Source organism: Nonomuraea sp. NPDC052265, from assembly GCF_044547985.1.
Taxonomy (GTDB): Bacteria; Actinomycetota; Actinomycetes; order Streptosporangiales; family Streptosporangiaceae; genus Nonomuraea.
Window position 1 is genome coordinate 96,931 of the sequence record NZ_JBIUBJ010000006.1, and the last position, 20,869, is coordinate 117,799.

16 protein-coding genes and 2 riboswitches are annotated in these 20,869 nt (G+C 72.8%); of the genes, 7 read left to right on the forward strand and 9 right to left on the reverse strand.

Features of this window, described 5'->3' with window-relative positions; all coding sequences use genetic code 11:
• Positions 1–5: 5 nt before the first annotated feature.
• The gene (locus tag ACIHAD_RS19995; protein ID WP_397355985.1) at positions 6–626 is read right to left on the reverse strand and encodes a precorrin-8X methylmutase; all 621 of its coding nucleotides are present in this window, start codon (positions 624–626) and stop codon (positions 6–8) included.
• Complete coding sequence (gene cobG / locus ACIHAD_RS20000; RefSeq protein WP_397355986.1) at positions 623–1,813, reverse strand: precorrin-3B synthase; 1,191 nt, start codon at positions 1,811–1,813, stop codon at positions 623–625. The genes ACIHAD_RS19995 and cobG overlap by 4 nt, the downstream gene beginning before the upstream one ends.
• A gap of 71 nt (positions 1,814–1,884) precedes the next feature.
• Positions 1,885–2,011: riboswitch (cobalamin riboswitch) on the forward strand.
• A gap of 53 nt (positions 2,012–2,064) precedes the next feature.
• Here cobG and cobN point away from each other — a divergent pair.
• Positions 2,065–5,676: a cobaltochelatase subunit CobN gene (gene cobN / locus ACIHAD_RS20005; protein ID WP_397355988.1), complete on the forward strand. Its 3,612-nt coding sequence runs from the start codon at positions 2,065–2,067 to the stop codon at positions 5,674–5,676.
• Here cobN and ACIHAD_RS20010 read toward each other — a convergent pair.
• Genes ACIHAD_RS20010 through ACIHAD_RS20035 form a run of 6 tightly spaced genes read right to left on the reverse strand, consistent with a single transcriptional unit; the run spans position 5,631 to position 11,237 of the window.
• Positions 5,631–6,998, reverse strand: coding sequence for a cobyrinate a,c-diamide synthase (locus ACIHAD_RS20010; protein ID WP_397355989.1), 1,368 nt, complete (start codon positions 6,996–6,998; stop codon positions 5,631–5,633). The genes cobN and ACIHAD_RS20010 overlap by 46 nt on opposite strands.
• Positions 6,992–7,594, reverse strand: a complete 603-nt coding sequence (cobO, locus tag ACIHAD_RS20015; RefSeq protein WP_397355990.1) for a cob(I)yrinic acid a,c-diamide adenosyltransferase — start codon at positions 7,592–7,594, stop codon at positions 6,992–6,994. The genes ACIHAD_RS20010 and cobO overlap by 7 nt, the downstream gene beginning before the upstream one ends.
• Before the next feature lie 2 nt (positions 7,595–7,596).
• On the reverse strand, positions 7,597–9,702 hold the full coding sequence (locus ACIHAD_RS20020; protein ID WP_397355991.1) for a VWA domain-containing protein: 2,106 nt from the start codon (positions 9,700–9,702) through the stop codon (positions 7,597–7,599).
• A 4-nt stretch (positions 9,703–9,706) separates the two neighbouring features.
• Positions 9,707–10,252, reverse strand: coding sequence for a histidine phosphatase family protein (locus ACIHAD_RS20025; protein ID WP_397355992.1), 546 nt, complete (start codon positions 10,250–10,252; stop codon positions 9,707–9,709).
• Between the two features lie 5 nt (positions 10,253–10,257).
• The gene (locus ACIHAD_RS20030) at positions 10,258–11,040 is read right to left on the reverse strand and encodes a CbtA family protein (protein ID WP_397355993.1); all 783 of its coding nucleotides are present in this window, start codon (positions 11,038–11,040) and stop codon (positions 10,258–10,260) included.
• 8 nt (positions 11,041–11,048) lie between these two features.
• Complete coding sequence (locus ACIHAD_RS20035) at positions 11,049–11,237, reverse strand: CbtB-domain containing protein (protein ID WP_397355994.1); 189 nt, start codon at positions 11,235–11,237, stop codon at positions 11,049–11,051.
• Between the two features lie 33 nt (positions 11,238–11,270).
• Positions 11,271–11,388, reverse strand: a riboswitch (cobalamin riboswitch).
• A gap of 272 nt (positions 11,389–11,660) precedes the next feature.
• Here ACIHAD_RS20035 and ACIHAD_RS20040 point away from each other — a divergent pair.
• Together ACIHAD_RS20040 and ACIHAD_RS20045 are read left to right on the forward strand one after the other, a co-directional pair.
• Positions 11,661–13,694: a catalase gene (locus ACIHAD_RS20040; protein ID WP_397355995.1), complete on the forward strand. Its 2,034-nt coding sequence runs from the start codon at positions 11,661–11,663 to the stop codon at positions 13,692–13,694.
• A gap of 262 nt (positions 13,695–13,956) precedes the next feature.
• Positions 13,957–14,784: an alpha/beta fold hydrolase gene (locus ACIHAD_RS20045; RefSeq protein WP_397355996.1), complete on the forward strand. Its 828-nt coding sequence runs from the start codon at positions 13,957–13,959 to the stop codon at positions 14,782–14,784.
• A gap of 56 nt (positions 14,785–14,840) precedes the next feature.
• Here the strand turns inward: ACIHAD_RS20045 and ACIHAD_RS20050 are convergent, their stop codons facing one another.
• The gene (locus tag ACIHAD_RS20050; protein WP_397355997.1) at positions 14,841–15,812 is read right to left on the reverse strand and encodes a CapA family protein; all 972 of its coding nucleotides are present in this window, start codon (positions 15,810–15,812) and stop codon (positions 14,841–14,843) included.
• 326 nt (positions 15,813–16,138) lie between these two features.
• On the opposite strand from ACIHAD_RS20050, the gene ACIHAD_RS20055 reads away from it, so the two are divergent.
• The 4 genes from ACIHAD_RS20055 (at position 16,139) to ACIHAD_RS20070 (ending at position 20,868) form a co-directional block, all read left to right on the forward strand.
• A complete protein-coding gene (locus ACIHAD_RS20055; RefSeq protein WP_397355998.1) occupies positions 16,139–17,455 on the forward strand; it encodes a phosphoribosyltransferase family protein in 1,317 nt (438 codons plus the stop codon).
• Between the two features lie 38 nt (positions 17,456–17,493).
• Entirely contained in the window at positions 17,494–17,622 is a 129-nt protein-coding gene (locus ACIHAD_RS20060) for a hypothetical protein (RefSeq protein ID WP_397356000.1), read from the forward strand.
• 657 nt (positions 17,623–18,279) lie between these two features.
• Positions 18,280–18,948: a hypothetical protein gene (locus tag ACIHAD_RS20065; RefSeq protein WP_397356001.1), complete on the forward strand. Its 669-nt coding sequence runs from the start codon at positions 18,280–18,282 to the stop codon at positions 18,946–18,948.
• A 60-nt stretch (positions 18,949–19,008) separates the two neighbouring features.
• Positions 19,009–20,868 (forward strand): glycoside hydrolase family 97 catalytic domain-containing protein, encoded by a 1,860-nt coding sequence (locus tag ACIHAD_RS20070; RefSeq protein ID WP_397356002.1) that lies wholly within the window; start codon positions 19,009–19,011, stop codon positions 20,866–20,868.
• Position 20,869 lies beyond the last annotated feature (1 nt).

The following is a 20,869-nucleotide window of genomic DNA, read 5'->3' on the forward strand; positions in this document are numbered from 1 at the left end:
CGTGGTCACTCCGTCTCGCTCGCGACGGCGTTGACCGCCGCCGCCGTCATCGCACTGCCGCCGCGACGGCCGCGCACCACCAGGTACTCCAGGTCGCTGTCCGCCAGCGCCTGCTTGGACTCGGCCGCGCCGATGAAGCCGACCGGGATGCCGAGCACGGCCGCGGGGCGTCCCGCGCCCTCGGCCACCAGCTCCAGCAGCCGGAACAGGGCGGTCGGCGCGTTGCCGATCGCCACCACCGCGCCCTCCAGATGGTCGCGCCACAGCTCCAGGGCGGCGGCGCTGCGGGTGGTGCCGAGGCGTTCGGCCAGCTCGGGCACGCGCGGGTCGCCCAGCGTGCACAGGACCTCGTTCCCGGCGGGCAGCCTGCGCCTGGTCACGCCCGAGGCGACCATCATGGCGTCGCACAGCACGGGCGCGCCGCCGCGCAGCGCCTCCCTGCCCCGCGCGACCACCCGCGGGGACCAGGCCAGGTCGGTGACGAGGTCGGTCATGCCGCACGCGTGGATCATGCGCACCGCCACCTGGGCGACCTCGGGCGGCAGGCCCGTGAGGTCGGTCTCGGCGCGGATGGTCGCGAACGAGCGCCGGTAGATCTCGGCCCCGTCGCGGATGTAGTCGCTCATTCCCGGCGTTCCTCGTATCCGTTGGTGGTCGCGATCATCTGGAGGACCGGGCCGCGTGGCAGGCCGCAACGCCGCTCGCAACCGGCCCAGTGGACGGGCGTGGCGGGGGCGTGGGCGCGGTCTCGCACCCAGCGCCGGGCGTCCGCCCGCACGTCGGCGAGCGCCTTCGCGCAGCCGGGACGGCCGGTGCAGGCGGTGACCCCGGCCCAGGGGGAGTCCGGGTCGGTGGCGAGCCCGATCGCGGCGAGCGCCTGCTCGGCCCGGTCCGCCTCGCCGGGGGAGAGGTCCGGCAGGACGACGGTCCGCCAGGGTGTCAGGCGCACCGGCCGCCCGGTGTCCGCCAGGGCCCCGGCCTGGGCGGACGTCAGGCGGCCGAGCGGCACCAGCGCCTCGATCGCCACGCGGCCGTCCCGCTGCGCGATCCTGCCCGCGGACGGGCGGCGCGCGGAGCCCGAGGCGGGCGTGGCGTCCATCCGGCCTGGTCCGCTGTTGCGCAGGCGGGCGGCGATCCCGGACGGGGCGTCGCGCAGGCGGGTGGTGATTCTGGCGGGGCCGTCCGGCAGTTCGCGGATGCGCCAGGCGCGGGGGGCGTCGGCGGACAGCTCGTCCAGGAACGCCTCGGCGGCGTCGATCATGAGCGGGACCGCCGCGTCCGGGGCGACGGTCAGCCCGGTGTCGGTGCCGGCGAGCAGCAGCCGTCCGGTCGCCACGTAGGTGACGTCCGCGCCGAGCCCGGCGACGTCCCGCGTGCCGTCGTCCAGGGCGAACAGGAAGCGTCCCGGCAGAGCGGCCAGCCGGGGCCGCGCGCACAGCGCCCGGTCCAGGGCCTCCGCCATCGCCAGCACGTCCAGCAGCCCGTCCGGCCCGCGCCCGCTCAGCGGCGAGGCCAGGATGTTGCGCACCCGCTCGTGCGCGGGCGACGGCAGCAGCCCGGCCGCCGCGATCCGCCCGGCGAAGACCTCCGGCGAGCGCAGCCCCCGCACCTGGACGTTCGCCCGCGACGTCAGCTCGATCACGCCCGCGCCCAGCTCGGCCGCGCACCTGGCGAGCACGCCGAGCTGCGCGGCCGACACCGCGCCGCCGGGCAGGCGCACACGGGCGAGCGGGCCGTCGGCGGCCTCGTGCACCTGGAGCGCCCCCGGACAGGCATCGGGACGCGTACGTCCGGAAGATTCACCTACGGGCACGAAGGGATCGTAACGCCACTTCTGGGACGGGTCGCTCCTGCCGTAAGCTTCGGCGTAGGCGAAGGCAATGGGAGGAAGCCGGTGCGAGTCCGGCGCGGTCCCGCCACTGTGACCGGGGAGCGAACCCCACCACGAGGCCACTGCCCGGAGACGGGTGGGAAGGCCGGGGTGAGCGTCGATCCGGGAGCCAGGAGACTCCTGCCGTCGCGTCACCCGCGACCGGGGCGAGGACCCCGAGGGAGGAATGCGCCGTGCCTGGCGACAGCCCCACCGTTCTGCTGCTCTCCACCTCCGACACCGACCTGCTGAGCGCTCGCGCCTGCGGCGCGGGCTACCGTCCGGGCAATCCCGCCCGGCTGACCGCCGAGGACGTCCCCGGCCTGACGGAGGGGACCGACCTCGTCGTGGTCCGCCTGCTGGGGGGGCGGCGGGCCTGGGCGGAAGGGCTCGACGCGCTGCTGGCCGGGCCGCGCCCGGTCGTGGTGCTGGGCGGGGAGCAGGCTCCCGACGCCGAGCTGATGGAGCTGTCCACGGTCAGCGGCGGGGTGTGCGCCGAGGCGCACGCCTACCTGGCCCATGGCGGCCCGGCCAACCTGGCCCAGCTGCACGCGTTCCTGTCCGACACGGTCCTGCTGACCGGGCACGGGTTCGAGCCGCCCGCCCCGGCCCCGACCTGGGGGAGGCTGGACCGCCCGGCCAGGGCCACCGGTGGTCCCGTGGTGGGGGTGCTCTACTACCGGGCGCACCACATGGCGGGCAACACCGCGTTCGTCGAGGTGTTGTGCGACGCCGTCGAGGACGCGGGCGGGCAGGCGCTGCCGGTCTTCTGCTCGTCCCTGCGCGCGGCCGAGCCGGAGCTGCTCGACACGCTGCGCGCGGCGGACGCGCTGGTCGTCACGGTGCTGGCGGCGGGTGGCTCCCGTCCGGCCACCGCGGGAGCGGGCGGCGAGGACGAGGCATGGGACGTCGGCGCGCTGGCCGGGCTCGACGTGCCGATCCTGCAAGGACTCTGCCTGACCACCACCCGGCAGGCATGGGAGGAGAACGACGACGGGCTGTCGCCGCTGGACGCCGCCTCCCAGGTGGCGATCCCGGAGTTCGACGGGCGGATCATCACGGTGCCGTTCTCGTTCAAGGAGATCGACCCCGACGGGCTGACCGTCTACGTCGCCGACCCCGAGCGGGCCGCCCGGGTGGCGGGCATCGCGGTGCGCCACGGCCTGCTGCGGCACACGCCTCCCGCCGAACGGCGGCTGGTGGTGATGTTGTCGGCGTACCCGACCAAGCACTCCCGCGTCGGCAACGCGGTCGGGCTGGACACCCCCGCGAGCACCGTCCGGCTGCTGGCCCGGCTCGCCGAGGCGGGTTACGACCTGGGCGACGGCTTCCCCGGCGTGGCCGACCAGGACGGCGACGCGCTCGTCCACGCGCTGATCGCCGCCGGCGGCCAGGACCCGGACTGGCTGACCGAGGAGCACCTGGCGGGCAACCCGGTCCGCATCTCCGCCGCCTCCTACGAGCAGTGGTACCGCACCCTGCCCGCGGCCCTGCGCGAGGAGATGGAACGCCACTGGGGACCGCCGCCCGGAGAGTTGTTCGTGCACGAGGGCGACAGCGGGACCGACATCGTGCTGGCCGCGCTGCGGGCCGGGAACCTGGTGGTGATGGTGCAGCCGCCGCGCGGCTTCGGGGAGAACCCGATCGCCATCTACCACGACCCCGACCTGCCGCCCAGCCACCACTACCTGGCCGCCTACCGCTGGCTGTCGGCCGAGTTCGGCGCGCACGCGATGGTGCACGTCGGCAAGCACGGCAATCTGGAGTGGCTGCCCGGCAAGTCGGCGGGGATGTCGGCCACGTGCGGCACCGACGCCGCCATCGGCGACCTGCCGCTGATCTACCCCTTCCTCGTCAACGACCCGGGGGAGGGCACGCAGGCCAAGCGGCGCGCGCACGCCGTGCTGGTGGACCACCTGGTGCCGCCCATGGCCCGCGCCGACACCTACGGCGACATCGCCCGGCTGGAACAACTGCTGGACGAGCACGCCACGATCGCGGCCATGGACCCCGCCAAGCTGCCCGCGATCCGGGCGCAGATCTGGACGCTGATCCAGGCCGCCCGGCTCGACCACGACCTCGGGCTGGCCGACCGGCCGCACGACAGCGAGTTCGACGACCTCATCCTGCACGTGGACGGCTGGCTGTGCGAGGTGAAGGACGCGCAGATCCGCGACGGCCTGCACGTGCTCGGCCAGGCGCCCACCGGCCGGGTGCGGGTGGACCTGGTGCTGGCCATGTTGCGCGCCCGGCAGATGTGGGCCGGCCGGGAGACGCTGCCCGGCCTGCGCGAGGCGCTCGGCCTGGCCGAGGACGGGACGGCGGCGCTGGGCGACGTGGACCGCGCGGAGTCGACCGCCCGCGCCCTGGTCGAGGCCATGGAGGAACGCGCCTGGGCCCCGGAGGCCGCCCCCGCCGTCACCCACGCGGTCTTGGGCCGCGCGCCCGAGGAGCGGGTGGAGCTCGTGGCGCGTGTGCTGGCCTTCGCCGCCACCGAGATGGTGCCGCGCCTGGCCCGCACCACCGACGAGCTCGACCACGTCCTGCACGCCCTGGACGGCGGCTACGTCCCCGCCGGACCCAGCGGTTCGCCGCTGCGCGGCCTGGTCAACGTGCTGCCCACGGGCCGCAACTTCTACTCCGTGGATCCCCGGGCGGTGCCCAGCCGTCTGGCCTGGGAGACCGGCCAGGCCATGGCGGAGTCGCTGCTGGAGCGCTACCGCGCCGACACCGGCCAGTGGCCGCGCTCGGTGGGGCTGTCGGTGTGGGGGACCAGCGCCATGCGCACGGCGGGCGACGACGTCGCCGAGGTGCTGGCCCTGCTCGGCGTCCGCCCCGAATGGGACGAGGCGTCGCGTCGCGTCACCGGCCTGGAGCCGATCCCGCTCGCCGAGCTGGGCCGCCCGCGCATCGACGTGACGGTCCGCATCAGCGGCTTCTTCCGCGACGCCTTCCCGCACGTGGTGAGCATGCTCGACGACGCCGTACGGCTGGTCGCCTCGCTGGCGGAGCCGGCCGAGGACAACCACGTCCGCGCCCACGTGGCCGCGACGGGCGGCGACGAGCGCCTGGCCACGATGCGCGTCTTCGGCTCCGCGCCCGGCGCGTACGGGGCCGGACTGCTGCCGCTCATCGACAGCCGCAACTGGCGCGACGACGCCGACCTCGCCGAGGTGTACGCCGTGTGGGGCGGCTACGCCTACGGCCGCGACCTCGACGGCGTCGCCGCCCGCCCCCAGATGGAGGACGCCTACCGCCGCATCGCCGTCGCCGCCAAGAACGTCGACACCCGCGAGCACGACATCGCCGACTCCGACGACTACTTCCAGTACCACGGAGGCATGATCGCCACCGTGCGGGCGCTCACCGGCAAGGCTCCGGCCGCCTACGTCGGCGACAGCACCCGCCCGGACGCCGTCCGCACCCGCACCCTGTCGGAGGAGACCTCGCGGATCTTCCGGGCCAGGGTGGTCAACCCGCGCTGGCTGGCCGCCATGCGCCGCCACGGCTACAAGGGCGCCTTCGAGCTGGCCGCCACCGTCGACTACCTGTTCGGCTACGACGCCACGACCGGCGTGGTCGCCGACTGGATGTACGACAAACTGACCGAGACCTACGTGCTCGACCCCGAGAACCAGGAGTTCATGGCCCGCTCGAACCCCTGGGCGCTGCACGGCATCGCCGAACGCCTCCTTGAGGCCGCCGAGCGCGGCATGTGGCAGCACCCCGACCCGGAGGTCCTGAACGGCCTGCGGGAGGTCTACCTCAAGACCGAGGGAGACCTGGAGGACGACACCAGCCGCTGAGCCAGATGCGGCGCACCCGCCCAGTGCAGGTGCAGGTAGGACGCGGTCACGCCGGGGTCGCCGTGGCCGTCGTGGCCGCCGTCCCAGCGGAACAGGGGCTCGCCCGCGTACCGGACGGCGGTGCGGTGGAACTCGTGCCCGCGCAGCCGCTCGCCCGTCCTGGTGAGCGGCGAGCGCCGCAGCGCGACGGCGTCCCGGTAGCCGAGCGTCAGCCGGGACGTCATCCACGCCCGCCCGGGGACGCGCCCGCACATGCGCTGCCCGTCCAGTTCGTCGCACAGGTACAGCAGCCCCGCGCACTCGGCGGCGATCGGGCCGGGGAAGGCGGCGACCTGCTGCCGCAGGGGCTCGTTGGCGGCCAGTTCGGCGGCGTACACCTCAGGGAAGCCGCCGCCGATCACGATCGCGCCGGTCCCGTCCGGCAGCCGCGCGTCGCGCAGCGGATCGAAGACGGCCACCTCCGCCCCCGCCGCCCGCAGCAGCTCGACCTGCTCGGCGTAGCCGAAGGTGAACGCCGCCCCACCGGCCACGGCCACCACCGGCCGGTCGCCCGCCCCACCGGCCACCGTCACCGCCGGCCGGCCGCTCGTCGCGCCGGGCGCCGGCGGCGCCCAGGCGGGGCCGGCCAGCGGGGGAGCGGAGCGCGCCAGCCGCAGCAAGGCGTCCAGGTCGCACGAGCGCGCCACCAGGGCGGCCAGCCGGTCCACGGCGGCGACCGCCTCGGCCCGGCGCTCGGCGGCCGGCACCAGCCCCAGATGCCGGGAGGGCGTGGCCACGGCGTCGTCGCGGCGGATCGCCCCCAGCACAGGGACGCCCGCCGCCGCCAGCGCGGACCGGCACAGCTCCTCGTGCCGGTCGGAGCCCACCCGGTTGAGCACCACGCCGCCCACCCGTACGTCCGGGTCGAAGGTGGCGAACCCGTGCACCACCGCCGCGACCGACCTGCTCTGCCTGGCCGCGTCCACGACCAGCACCACCGGCGCGTCCAGCAGCGTCGCGACGTGCGCGGTCGAGGCGAAGCCGGTGTCCCCCCTGCCGTCGAACAGGCCCATCACGCCCTCGACCACCGCCACGTCGCACCCGGCCGCGCCGTGCAGGAACAGCGGCGCGATCAGCTCCTCGCCGACGAGCCACGGATCCAGGTTGCGGCCGGGACGCCCGCTCGCCAGCGCGTGGTAGCCCGGGTCGATGTAGTCGGGCCCCACCTTGTGGGGCGACACCCGCAGCCCGCGCGCCCGCAGCGCCGCCATGAGCCCTGTGGCCACCGTCGTCTTGCCGCTGCCCGACGACGGAGCCGCGACGACGAGCCGGGGGACTACCACTCGATGCCCTTCTGTCCCTTCTGTCCGGCGTCCATGGGATGGCGCACCTTGCCCATCTCGGTCACCAGGTCGGCGGCCTCGATCAGCCGCTCAGGCGCGTCCCGGCCGGTGATCACGACGTGCTGGTTGCCCGGCCGGGACGTCAGTGCCGCCAGCACGTCGTCCAGGTCCAGCCAGCCCCACTTCAAGGGGTAGGTGAACTCGTCCAGGACGTAGAACCGGTACGTCTGTGCCGCCAGGTCGCGCTTGATCTGCTCCCAGCCCTCGCGGGCGTCGGCCGCGTGGTCCTCCTCGGCGCCGGGACGCTGGATCCACGACCAGCCCTCGCCCATCTTGTGCCAGGTCACCGCGCCGCCCTCGTCGCTCTCGCCGAGCACCTGGAGCGCCCGCTCCTCGCCGATGCGCCACTTGGCCGACTTGACGAACTGGAACACCCCGACCGGCCAGCCCTGGTTCCAGGCCCGCAGCGCCATCCCGAACGCGGCCGTGGACTTGCCCTTGCCAGGGCCGGTGTGCACCATCAGCAGCGGACGGGTGCGCCGCTGGCGCGTGGTGAGGCCGTCGTCGGGCACGACGGCCGGTTTTCCCTGCGGCATGATCAGACCGCCTTCCTGTGGTCACGGACGACCGCCCCGAGGTCGGCCATGGAGTCGAGAGAGACCAGACGGGCACGCAGCCGGGACGCCAGCCGGACGGCCAGGCCGAGCCGGACCGGCCCGTTCTCGCAGTCCACGACCACCGACGCGGTGCCGGCCAGCAGCCCGGCGGCCCGGTCCACGTCGCCGCCCGCCGTGGCCCGCCCGTCGGTCACCAGCACCAGCAGCGGACGCCGGGCCGGATCGCGCAGCCGCTCCACCCGCAGCACCTCCGCCGCGCGGGTCAGCCCGGCCGCCAGCGGTGTCCGGCCGCCGGTGGGCAGGGACCGCAGCCGGGCCGCGCCCGCCTCCACCGAGGACGTGGGCGGCAACGCCACCTGGGCGTCCGCGCCCCGGAAGGTGATCAGTCCGACCTTGTCCCGCCGCTGGTAGGCGTCCAGCAACAGGCTGAGGACGGCGGTCTTGACCGCCGTCATGCGCTTGCGGGCGGCCATCGAGCCGCTCGCGTCCACCACGAACAGCACGAGGTTGCCCTCCTTGCCCTCGCGGACCGCCTCGCGCAGGTCGTCGCCGCGCAGCACCAGCCCCGGCCCGCTGCGCCCGCGCCGCCTCTGCTGCGGCGCGGCGGCCAGCACCGTCGCCATGACGTGCAGGTCGCGCACCGAGCCGGACGGACGTCGCGCGCCGATGCTCCGCCCGTGCCGGGTCCGCGAGCGGGACCGCCTGCCCACCGCGCCTTCCCCGACGCCGGGCACGTCCAGCAGCGGCACCCGGTAGGGAGCGCTCACCCCGGCGATCCGCCCGGCCGCACCCGTCTCCGCGGCCGGGGTGCCCGCCGGTGCGTTCCCGGCCGCTGGGCCCTCGGCCGTTCCCGGTTCCGGCCCTGTCGGGTCGCCCGGACGCTCGGGCGGCGCGGCGTCCCGCGCGGGATCGCCGCCCTCGGGACGGGCGGGCGGTGCCGCGTCCGGCGGCGGCGTGCCGTCGGGGCCGGCGTCGTTCCCCGGCCTCGGATCGTCGGGGCCGGCGTTGTTCCCCGGCCCCGGGTCGTCGGGGCCGGCGTCGCTCCCAGGCCCCGGGTCGTCGGGCTCCTCGTCTTCCGAGGTGCGCCGCAGGAGCTCGTCAAGCAGCTCCTCGTCCAGGCCGGGCGCGTCGAACGGGTCGCGCCGCCTGCGGTGCGGCAGCGCCAGCCGGGCCGCGGCCCGCACGTCCTCGGTGGTCACCGTGTCCCGGCCCTGCCAGGCGGCGTGGGCGATGGCGGCGTTCGCCGTGACGAGATCCGCCCGCAGCCCGTCCACCTCGAACGCCGCGCAGACGGTGGCGATCTGCCGCAGCCGCGCGTCAGGCAGCCGCACCGCGGAGACCCGCGCCCTGGCCGCGGCGATGCTCCGGGCCAGTGCCGTCTCCTCGGCGGCCCACCGGGCGGCGAACGCCGAGGCGTCGGCGTCGAAGGCGAGGCGGCGCCGCACCACCTCGGCGCGCTCGGCGGGGTCGCGGGAGGCCTTCACCTCGACCGTCAGCCCGAACCGGTCGAGGAGCTGGGGGCGAAGCTCCCCCTCCTCCGGGTTCATGGTCCCGACGAGCAGGAAGCGGGCGGCGTGCCGCACCGACATCGACTCGCGCTCGACGTAGCACGTGCCCAGCGCGGCGGCGTCGAGCAGGAGGTCGACGAGGTGGTCGTGCAGGAGGTTCACCTCGTCCACGTACAACACGCCGCGATGCGCCGCCGCCAGCAGCCCCGGCTCGAACGCCTTCACCCCCTCCGTCAGCGCCCGTTCCACGTCGAGCGAGCCGACCAGGCGATCCTCCGACGCGCCGACCGGCAGCTCCACCAGGACGGCGGGACGGCCGACACCTTCGGCGCCCGGCTCGTGGGGGCCGTCCGGGCACTCGGGATCGGGCGCGGCGGGATCGCAGGCGAACCGGCAGCCCGGCACCACCTCCACCGCGGGCAACTGCGCCGCCAGCGCCCGCACGATCGTGGACTTGGCGGTGCCCTTCTCCCCGCGTACCAGCACTCCGCCCACCCGCGGCGAGACCGCGTTCAGCACCAGAGCCAGCTTCAGGTCCGCCAGCCCGACGACGGCGCTGAACGGATATGTGACGATCAAAATCTCAGACCTTCCGGTTGACATGAGCGATCCGCCAGCCGTCCCGGACGACGACCAGCTCGGTGGTGGACAGGGGAGCCACGTCGAAGCGGGCGGCGCCGAGCGGGTCCAGCCGGAGAGCGTGGGCGAGCGCCGCCCTGATGGTGCCGACCTCGCAGACGGCGACCTGGCCCGGCTCGTCGCGGACGGAGTCGAGCCAGCTCGCCACCCTGACCGCGTGCGCCGCGCGGGACTCGCCGCCGTGCGGCGCCGCGCCGGGTTCGGTGAGCCAGCGCGCCAGCGCCTCCGGCTCCTCCCGCGCCACCTGATCGAAGGACCGGCCGCGCCACCGGCCGCAGTCCGCCTCCGCGAGGGCGGCGGACTCGCGCACGGGCAGCCCCATGGCACGGGCGGTCTGCAGGGCCGCCCTGGAAGGGGCCGCCCACACGACGGAGGCCGTCGTGAGGGTCAACGCGGCGGCCTTGGCCAGGCCGGCCGGATCCGCCTCCTCGTCGGAGGGGAAACACGCGGCCCGCATCCCCGGCGTCGTCGCGTGCCGGACGAAGAGCACTCCCCTCAGCCCGGCGCGGCCACGCGCGCCGGAACCGCCGTACGCCGGGGCGCGCGATCGCTCGCCCAGCCGAACAGCACGCCGAACGCCGTCCAGAAGACGAGCTGGGTGCCGATCGAGGCGAGCCTGAACTGCCACAGCAGCGTCGCCGGGAAGCCGTCGGGCACCTCGTCGACCGTCGGCAGCAACCACCAGGCGGCCACCACCGGCACCAGGAAGGCGGCCACCGCCCCCACCCAGCGGGCCCAGGGGCCCGCGGTGATCCGGCGGGCCGTCGCCACGGCGATCGCGATCGCGGCCAGGCCGACGAGGACCATCACCACGTAGAGCAGCGTGCGGCTGCCGATGGTGTCGGGATCACCGACCGCCGGTGGATTGGCGGGATATTTCACGAACGGTACGAGGATGACGGCGGCGAAGGCCGTCCCGGCCGCGGCCAGGGCGAGCCGTCCGTCGGATCTCGGCCCGACCCGCCCGCGCAGGCCGGCGAACACGAGGGCGAAGACGCCGCCGACGGCGAGCCCGTACAGGCCCGTGGCCAGGAAGAGCCCGCCCTTCTGCACGGGCCTGCTCACCTCGGCCTCCTCGCCGTGACTGTGGCCGGCCTTCTCGGCGTGGCTGTGACCGGCCTCCTCGGCGGGCTGCGACGAGGCCGCCTGTGCGGCGGCCTCCTCCAGGGCGATGGCGTCGTCCACCCGCGGCTCACCGAAGGCGAAGGCGAAGCCGCCCGCGACCAGTCCGGCCAGCAGCCCCACGAGCAGGCCCCTGACCAGCAGGATGCGTACCATCCCGGCCTCTAGTGGCACGGCACGCCGAGCAGGTGCCGCCCGTCGTGCATGAGTTCGTGCAGGAAGGTGCCCGTCTGGGAGATGGCGCCGTTGTCCATCAGCACCAGGTACGCCACGAGCAGCAGCACAGGTACGGCCGGCAGCCAGGGCCGCAGGCGCGGAAAGGGAATGGTGGAAGGGGTGGGGAACCCACTCATGTCAAGCCTCCTCAGGGTGACGCGTCCCATCTAGCGAGGTCACGGCTGCCCAGCGACCTGGCTCCCGGGATCTGCGTCCCGGATACAGTGGCGCGTCCGCACCGGCATCTCACCGGATTTCCCTTGGACAACCGTGAATCGTTCGGAACGTATCCTCCTCCTCTCGTTCCCGTCAATGCGCCCCCGGGGCTCCTGGCGCAAGAGGCTCATATGAGACGATGCGTGACGAAGGTGACGGCGGAACGAGGAAGCCGCTGTGAACCGGCGCCGTCCCGCCACCCTGATCGGTGAGCGACCCCCGACAAGGCCAGTCCAAGAACCTCGGCCAGGTGGCTGGAGCGGTTGAGGTGCGGAGGAGACGGAGGCGGGTATGACGGCCCGTGACCCCCGACTCCGAGCTCATCTCACATCGCGGGGGACCCTGTGTCAGACGGCAGCCACAAGCAGCAGCAACTCGATCAGTATCGGGTCGATTCGGCGAACACCCGCTACACCACCGATCAGGGTGTGCGGATCGACGACACCGACAATTCCCTGTCGATCGGTGAGCGCGGCCCGACGATCCTGGAGGATTTCCATTTCCGGGAGAAGGTGATGCGTTTCGATCATGAACGCATCCCGGAGCGGGTGGTGCACGCGCGTGGATCGGGTGCGCACGGCGTGTTCCAGGTGTACGAGTCGCTGGCCGAGTACACCTGTGCCGATTTCCTGTGCGACCCGACGCTGGTGACGCCGGTGTTCGTGCGTTTCTCCACGGTGGCCGGATCACGTGGCTCGGCCGACACGGTGCGGGACGTGCGGGGCTTCGCCACCAAGTTCTTCACCCGGCAGGGCAACTACGACCTCGTGGGCAACAACTTTCCGGTGTTCTTCGTGCAGGACGCGATCAAGTTCGCCGATTTCGTGCACTCGGTCAAGCCCGAGCCGCACAACGAGATCCCCCAGGCGCAGTCGGCGCACGACACGTTGTGGGACTTCGTGCAGTTGCAGCCGGAGACGATGCACACGGTCATGTGGTTGATGTCGGATCGGGCGATCCCGCGCAGCTTCCGCATGATGCAGGGGTTCGGCGTGCACACCTTCCGTCTGGTCAACGCCGCGGGGCGGGGCACGTTCGTGAAGTTCCACTGGCGGCCCGCGCTCGGCACGCACTCGCTGGTGTGGGACGAGGTTCTGCGCATCCAGGGCAACGACCCCGACTTCAACCGGCGCGATCTGTGGGAGGCGATCGAGAGCGGCCAGTACCCGGAGTGGGAGCTGGGCCTGCAACTGGTGCCGGAGGAGGACGAGCACAAGTTCGACTTCGACCTGCTCGACCCCACGAAGATCATCCCGGAGGAGGAGGTGCCGCTGCGGATGGTCGGCAGGATGACCCTCAACCGCAATCCGGACAACTTCTTCGCCGAGACCGAGCAGATCGCCTTCTGCACCGCCAATGTGGTGCCGGGCATCGACTTCACCAACGACCCGCTGCTCCAGGGCCGCAACTTCTCCTATCTCGACACCCAGTTGCTGCGCCTGGGCGGGCCGAACTTCCAGCAGATCCCGATCAACCGCCCGCTCGCACCCGTGCACAACGACAACCGCGACGGCTTCCACCAGCACATGATCCACACGAGCCACACGAGCTATTCCAAGAACTCCATCAGCGGCGGTTGTCCCGCGACCGGAGTGCTGGCCGGTGACATGAACGGGGTGTTCAGGCACTACACCGAGCGGGTCGAGGGCGAGAAGATCCGCAGGCGCAGCCCCAGCTTCGCCGACCACTACAGCCAGGCCACCCTGTTCTGGAACAGCATGTCGGACTGGGAGAAGTACCACATCGTCAAGGCGTTCCTGTTCGAGCTGGGCCATGTGCAGCGCCGCCCCATCAAGGAGCAGGTGGTCGAGCGGCTTTCGAACGTCGACACCGGCCTGGCCGCCCACGTCGCCGCCGGGCTCGGCCTGCCCGCCCCGTCCCCGAAGGGCGGCAATCACGGCAAGTCCTCCCCGGCGCTCAGCCAGAGTGGCCAGCCGTCCAGCCTGGCCACCCGGAAGATCGCGATCCTGGCCGGTGACGCGACCGACGTCGCCGCCCTGTACCCGGTGATGCAGGAACTGCAGAACGGCAAGGCGGTCTGCGACGTGATCGCGCAGCACGAGGGCCTGATCGGCACGCTGGCCGTCGACAAGCAGCTCAGCGCCGTCTCTTCGGTGCTGTACGACGCCGTGTTGTGCACCGGCGGCAAGGAGTTGAGCGCCAGCGGTCACGCCCTGCAGTTCGTCCGCGAGGCGTTCAAGCACGGCAAGGCCATCGGCGCGCTGCCGGACGGCGAGCCGTTGCTGCAGGCCGCGGCCCTGCCCGGCCGCCAGGGCGTGGTCGGCTCCGCGGCGGGAGACGGCTTCGCCGGGCAGTTCGTCGCCGCGGTCCTGCGGCACCGCCACTACGACCGGGACGTGGCCGCCTTCCCCGCCTGACGGGGCGCTCGGATCATCGGGGACCGCCACCGCACCGCTCATCGACAGGCCGGTGGCGGCCAACCCGTACCCGGATGTCGGTGATCGGGCGTAAGGCAAAGGGCCCTGAACCTGACGCTGGCCATATCCAGGCGATGAACTGCGGTACTGCCTGCCGTGGGGGGATGCCTTCACCTCTCCGGACTGGGGGTGTCATCACCCTCGCGTCAGAGTGGCCCAGAACGCCTGCAACATCAGCCATCGACCCTGGAAGGGGTTCACGGTGCCTTACATCACCACCCGTGACGACCAGCAGATCTTCTTCTACGACTGGGGCAGCGGATCGCCCGTGATCTTCATCCACGGCTGGCCGCTGAACGCCGACGCCTGGCACGACCAGATGAAGATGGTCGCCGACAACGGCTTCAAGGCGATCGCGCACGACCGGCGCGGGCACGGCCGCTCCAGCCAGCCCTTCGACGGCTACGACTTCGACACCTTCGCCGACGATCTGGCCGACCTCATCAACGCCCTGGACCTGCGCGATGTCACGCTGGTGGCGCACTCCATGGGCGGCGGGGAACTGGCCCGCTACATCGGCCGTCACGGCACCTCCCGCCTGAGCAAGGCGGTACTGCTGTCGGCCGTCCCGCCACTCATGCTCAAAACCCCCGACAACCCCGAGGGCACCCCGCAGGAGGTGTTCGACAAGATCAAGAAGGGCATCCTGACCGAGCGCTCGCAGTTCTGGCGCGACACCGCCGACGGCTTCTTCGGCGCCAACCGGCCCGGCAACAAGGTCACCCAGGGCAACAAGGACGCCTTCTGGCTGATGGCCATGGCCGAGAACATCCAGGCCGGCGTGGCCTGCGTGGACGCCTTCTCCGCCACCGACTTCACCCAGGACCTGAAGAAGTTCGACATCCCCACCCTGATCGTCCACGGAGACGACGACCAGGTCGTGCCGATCGCGGCGTCCGCCGACAAGTCCGCCAAGATCATCCCTGACTGCGTGTACAAGGTGTACCAGGGCGGCTCGCACGGGATCGCGCTGGTGCCGGGCGACAAGGAGAAGTTCAACGCCGACCTGCTGGACTTCCTGCGCGGCTGACCACACCACCCGGCGGGCGCAGTGCGGCGACGAGGGCGGGCCCGTCATGGTGTGCCTCAAGGGCGGTCGCGGAGCTCGACGAGCAGGTCACGGCCGGTCACGCGGACGGAGGTGCCGAGGCGGGCGCAGGCGATGGTGAAGCGGTCGCGAATCCAGAGCCAGTCGTCGTCGGTGGCCATGCGGGTGCGGGCGTAGTCGAGTTTGAGGGGCAGGGCGCGCAGTCGTACCGGGCCGTGCTCGTCCAGGGTGACCAGCCACAGGAGTCCGAGGTCGTTGCGCTCCAGCGGGTTGGTGGCGTAGTCGTCGACGAAGTCGCCCAGGTCGTACAGGACGGGCGGGGCGACGCCGTGGAAGACGTGCGCCGAATGGCCCGCCACCAGCGTGGCCCCGGACTCCAGCAGTGTGTGCGCGGTGGCGCGGATGTAGGGCAGCGGCTCGGTGACCATGTTCGGGCCCCAGTGCGCAGTGAGGAGAACCAGGTCGGCGTCGTCGCGCAGGCCCGTGATGGTCTCGTTGACCCACGAGGGCGTCCCGGCGGCGAGATCGGCGTAGGCGATGCCGGCCTGGGAGGCGTCGGCGGCGAAGTCGGCGGGGTGGTCGGCGAAGGCGACGATCGCGATCCGCAGGCCGCCGGCCTCGATCCTGAGCGGGCGGCGGGCCTGGGCGAGATGGTCTCCCGCGCCCACGTGGCGGATCCCGGCGTGTGCGAGGTGCCGGCAGGTGTCGTGCAGCGCGTCGCGACCGTAGTCGAGCGCGTGGTTGTTGGCCAGCGTGACGCAGTCGACGCCGAGGTCGGCCAGCAGAGCGGCGGCCGGCGGTGGCGCCCGGAAGTGAAAGCGCTTGCCGGTCCAGGGCGTGCCTCGATCGGAGAGGCAGCATTCGAGATTGAGCAGGACGAGATCCGCCTCGGCGAGGCGGTCGCGCACGTCCGAGGAGAAGAACGCGTCCGGGCTGGTGGTGCGTTCCAGCTTGTCGGCGACGCCGCGTCCCAGCATCGTGTCGCCCGCGAGGGCCAGTGTGAGGGACATGGTGAGATCACCCCGTTCCGGGCCGTCCCCCGCCTTCTGGTCTCATGGCTCTTCCTTTCCTGTTCGGCTCCGGTCGGCGGAGGGCCGTGGCGAGGTCGGCGTCCAGCGGCCAGGCCTCCGCTCATACCTTTTCTTCCCATTTGTGGCGAAAGTGCACACGTGTCCGCTTTCGCGAGTACGGGTCGCGTCCTGCTGTGGCGTCCCAGGGGGCGTGGCCCTTCGACCGCACGTACCCGGGCTCCTTACCGCCTGATGGTGATGACAGGAGTGTCCTTCGCCATCGACGCGGGGATTTGTGTGAAGTGTCGAGAGAGGTGGGTGCACGAATGTTCGTTGATCGTCATGATGCGGGTGTTCGTCTCGCCCAACGTCTGACCGGGCTTGTCACCGAGGAGAACGTGGTCGTCCTGGGGTTGCCCAGGGGCGGCGTGCCTGTGGCGTTCGAGGTGGCCCAGGCTCTGGGCGCGCCGCTGGACGTGATCGTGGTTCGCAAGCTCGGGGTGCCGTTGCAGCCGGAACTCGGATTCGGCGCCCTCGGAGAGGGCGGCATACGTGTGATCAATCCCGAGGTCGTCCGGATGGCGAACGTGACGCCCGAGGACATCGCCTCGGTGGAGGAGAGCGAGGGGGCCGAGGTGGTGCGCCGCGCCCGGCGCTTCCGCGGTGACCACGCGCCGATCGACCTCGACGGCCGTACGGTCGTCATCGTGGACGACGGGATCGCCACAGGGGGCACGGCTCGCGCCGCCTGCCAGGTGGCTCGTGCGCGCGGCGCCGCGCGAGTGATCCTGGCGGTCCCGGTCGGTACGCCGGACACCGTCGCCGCCCTGCGCCCGGACGCCGACGAGGTGATCTGCTTGGAGACGCCCGCCGCTCTCTGGGCCATCGGAGTCTGGTACTCCGACTTCAGGCAGACCCCCGACGGGCAGGTTGTGGAGCTGCTGCGGCGGGCCGCCGAGGGGCGTGCGCGGGGGAAGGCCGGCGGGCTGAAGTCTGATCGACCGGAGCTGGTCGAGGAGGTGACGATGGACATCGGCCGTGTCCGCCTGCCGGGGCGGCTCGTCGTCCCGGAGGGGGCCGAAGGGCTGGTGGTCTTCGTGCACGGCAGTGGCAGCAGCCGGCACAGCCCCCGCAACCGGTACGTCGCCTCCGTGCTCAACCAGGCGGGTCTGGGCACGTTGCTGTTCGATCTGCTCACCGCCGAGGAGGAGGCCGACCGCGGCAACGTGTTCGACATCGAGATGCTGGCCGGACGGCTCGTCCAGGTGACGAACCGGCTCGGCGACCACCCTCGGGCCGGGGGGCTGCGGATCGGCTATTTCGGCGCCAGCACCGGAGCGGCGGCCGCGCTTCGGGCGGCGGCGGAGCCGGGCAGCCGGGCAGCCGCCGTCGTCTCCCGAGGAGGACGGCCGGACCTGGCCGGGCCGCGTCTGTCAGAGGTGCGCGCGGCGACGTTGCTGATCGTGGGCGACAGGGACGAACTGGTGCTCGACCTGAACCAGACGGCACAACAGCAACTGCGCTGTGAGAACCATCTGGAGATCATCCCTGACGCGACCCATCTCTTCGAAGAGCCCGGAGCGCTGGAAATCGTCGCCGACCTGGCACGGGACTGGTTCACCGACCATCTCCAGGCCGGCTGAGCCCCGCGCGCGTGGTCGCCGAGGAACTGGTGGGGGATGTGCGTGCTGCCGCACTCCGGCGGATCCTGGTCACCGACACCGTCACACAGCCCGCCGGCTCGGGGATGCCGCTGCCGGCCGACGCCATCGGACGCCTGCACGGAGACGAGCCGCGCCGCGTCCGTTGACGGGAGGCGGTCCAGATCTCTAATCTCCACTTAATCCGACAGATTGATTTAATCTCCGCCCTGATCGCGTCCACCTCCCCGCCGTTCGCGAAGGAGAACCCGTGACCGCAGCCGGTCAGCCGAACGTCCCTCCCACCGTCTCCCGGCGTGCCGTCCTCGCGGGCGCAGGTCTCGGCGTGGCCACCGCCGCACTCGGGCTGCCCGGGCCGGCGCGGCCCGCGAGTGCCGCCGCGACCCCCATACCGCTGGGGACACTGCTCGGGACCAACCACGCCGGCACCGCCGGTCCCGGCGTCGGCGTCCTGGCGGGAATGTCGTGGGACCGCGCCGACGTCCTCTGGGCCGCCGTCGAACCCACCCAAGGGACGTACGACGACAGCCCCGTCCACGCCTTCGGCTCCCGCTTCGCCGCCGCCGCGGCGAACGGCGTGACCCTGCTCCCGGTGCTGGCGTACGCCGCCCCGTGGGCCGCGCGGACGACCGCGTACGGCTGGTCGCACTGGGACGTGCCCGGCTTCTCCCAGCTGTCGGGCAACGACGCGTCGAACTATCCGGGACAGGGCGTCGACGGCTTCCTGGGCAAGTTCCCGTTCTACGACCTCCAGGCCGGCATCGCGCGGCCGGACCAGCCTGGACCTGAACCGGTTCGCCGCCGAGGTGGCCCTGCTGCAGGGCGCCGGGGCGGGCGTCGGCATCGTGTACTCGCGCACCTCGTCGGTGTACTCCTCGCAGCACCTGGCCGCCGTGCGCGAGGTGTACAAGGCCCTGACGATGAACGGGATCCCGGTGCACTTCGTCACCGAGTCCACGCTGTCCCGGCGGCAGGTCTCCGACGGGGTGAAGATGATGATCGCGCCTGGGGTGACGCATCTGCCGTCCGCCTGCCTGCGGGGCCTGCGGGAGCTGACCCGGGAGGTCCGGCTCGTCGTCGCGGGCGCCGATCCCCTGGCCTCCGACGAGCGCGACCAGGCCCATGCGGCTGGTGAGCGTACGGCGGTGCTCCGGAGGGCGACCGTCCTGCCGGCCGAGGGCCCGGCCGGCATCGGGGCCGCGGTGCTCGACCTGGCGCGGCGGAGCCGGCTCGACGCGGTGACGCTGGAGCGTACGGCCGGCGGCACACCGACGACCGTCGAGTGGCGGCCCGTGCACGACGGCAGGCGCTGGCTGGTCGGAGCGACGAACTACGGCACGCACGCTGAAGTGGTGACGATCAGGCTCCACGGTCGCAGACCGCTCGAACTCCACGATCTGCTCACCGGTGAACGACTCGACCGGTCGCGGACGGAGCTCGCCCCGTTGACGCCGCGCCTCCTGACGCTCAGGTAGGACGAGGGTTCCTCCCTCATGACGCTTCTTATTCCATCCATCGGATTGAAGGAACCCAACGTGTTGTGGACCATGAAGTCGCCCGAGGGCGCGGTGGAGCTCGATGTCTCGCTGGACGATCGAGGCCGGCTCTTCTACGACGTACGGCGGCATGGCGTCGTGCTCCTCCAGCGGTCCAGGCTCGGCGTCGAGCGGCAGGACGCCTCGTTCCACAACGGGCTCACGCCGGTGGCCGAGCCGGTGCCGCAGGCGCGGGACGAGAGCTACCCCGCGGTGCACGGCAAGCGCGCCATGCTGCGCGAACGGTCCACGGCGGCGACGCTCTCGGTGCGCGGACGCAATGGCGCGCGCCTCGATCTCGACTTCCGCGTCCTGGATGACGCCGTCGCGTTCCGCTACCGCTTTCCCGAGGGTCCCGGCACGGCCACGGTCACCAGGGAGCTGACGTCCTTCGCCTTCGCGGCCGAAGGACGGGTCTGGGCGCAGCCGACCTCGCCCTCCGACGGCGGCGGCCCCGCGCACGAGAACCTCTACACCGACGGCGTGCCCATCGGCACCCCGACCGGCGCGCGCTCCTACGACCTGCCCGCGACCTTCGAGGTGAACGGGCAGTGGCTGCTGGTCTCCGAGGCCGGACCGGACGCGACCTTCCACGGCACGCGGCTGGCCCCCGTACCGGCCGGCCGGGAGTACGGCGTGCTGGGACCCGATCCGGACGAGGGCCTCGGGCACGGCGACGCCCTGGCCACGTCGGCGCTGCCGTGGACGCTCCCGTGGCGGTTCGTCGCGCTCGCGGACACCGCGGCCGAGCTGGTCGAGTCCACGATCGTGTGGCACCTGGCGGAGCCCGCCGTGATCACCGACACCTCGTGGATCAGGCCGGGACGCGTGTCGTGGAGCTGGTGGTCGGACAACAGCAGCCCGCGAGACCTGGGCGCGCTGCGGCGGTTCGTGGATCTGGCGGGCGAGATGGGCTGGGAGTACTCGCTGGTCGACGCGAACTGGACGGTCCACACGGAGCAGGAGATCCGCGACCTGGTCCGCTACGCCGCCGAACGGGACGTGCGGCTGTTCCTCTGGTACAACTCCGCCGGGCCGAACAACGCCTCGACCGAGGGGCCGCGCGACCTCATGCACCTGCCCGAGGCACGGCGAGCCGAGCTGGCCAGGATCGCGGGCTGGGGGATCGCCGGGATCAAGGTCGACTTCTTCCACTCCGACAAACAGGACGGGATCGCGCACTACCTCGGCATCCTGCGGGACGCGGCCGAGGCGGGGCTGATGGTCAACTTCCACGGGAGCACCATCCCGCGCGGCTGGGAGCGGACCTGGCCGCACCTGATGACGCTGGAGGCGGTACGCGGGGCCGAGTGGTACCTGTTCGGGCCGTCGTTCGCGGAGGAGGCCGTGTGGCACAACACCGTGCTCCCGTTCACCCGCAACGTGATCGGCCCGATGGACTACACGCCGGTGACGTTCGGCGACGCGCTGAGGCCCCGCAGGACCACGGCGGCGCACGAGCTGGCGCTGGCGGTGGTCTACGAGTCGGGGTTGCTGCACTTCGCGGACTCGCCCGAGTCCTACCGGGCGCGGGCGGCGGAGGTGCGTGAGGTGCTGCGGGCCGTACCGGCCGCGTGGGACGACACGGTCGGGCTGGCGGGGGAGCCGGGCGACCACGTCGTGCTGGCCCGCCGTACGGGAGGGACCTGGTGGCTGGCGGGCATCAACGGCCCGGAGGCGCGCCCGGCGGCCCCCCTCGGCCTCGGGCGCCTCGGGCCGTTGGGCGGCACCTGGCGCCTGGTCTCCGACGGTGCCGATCGCGACGGGGTGGCGGTCTGCGACGTCGCGGCGGGCGAGGTGTTCCGCGTGCCCGCCATGCCCGCGGGCGGCGGGTTCGTCGCCCGCCTGCTGCCGGAGTAGG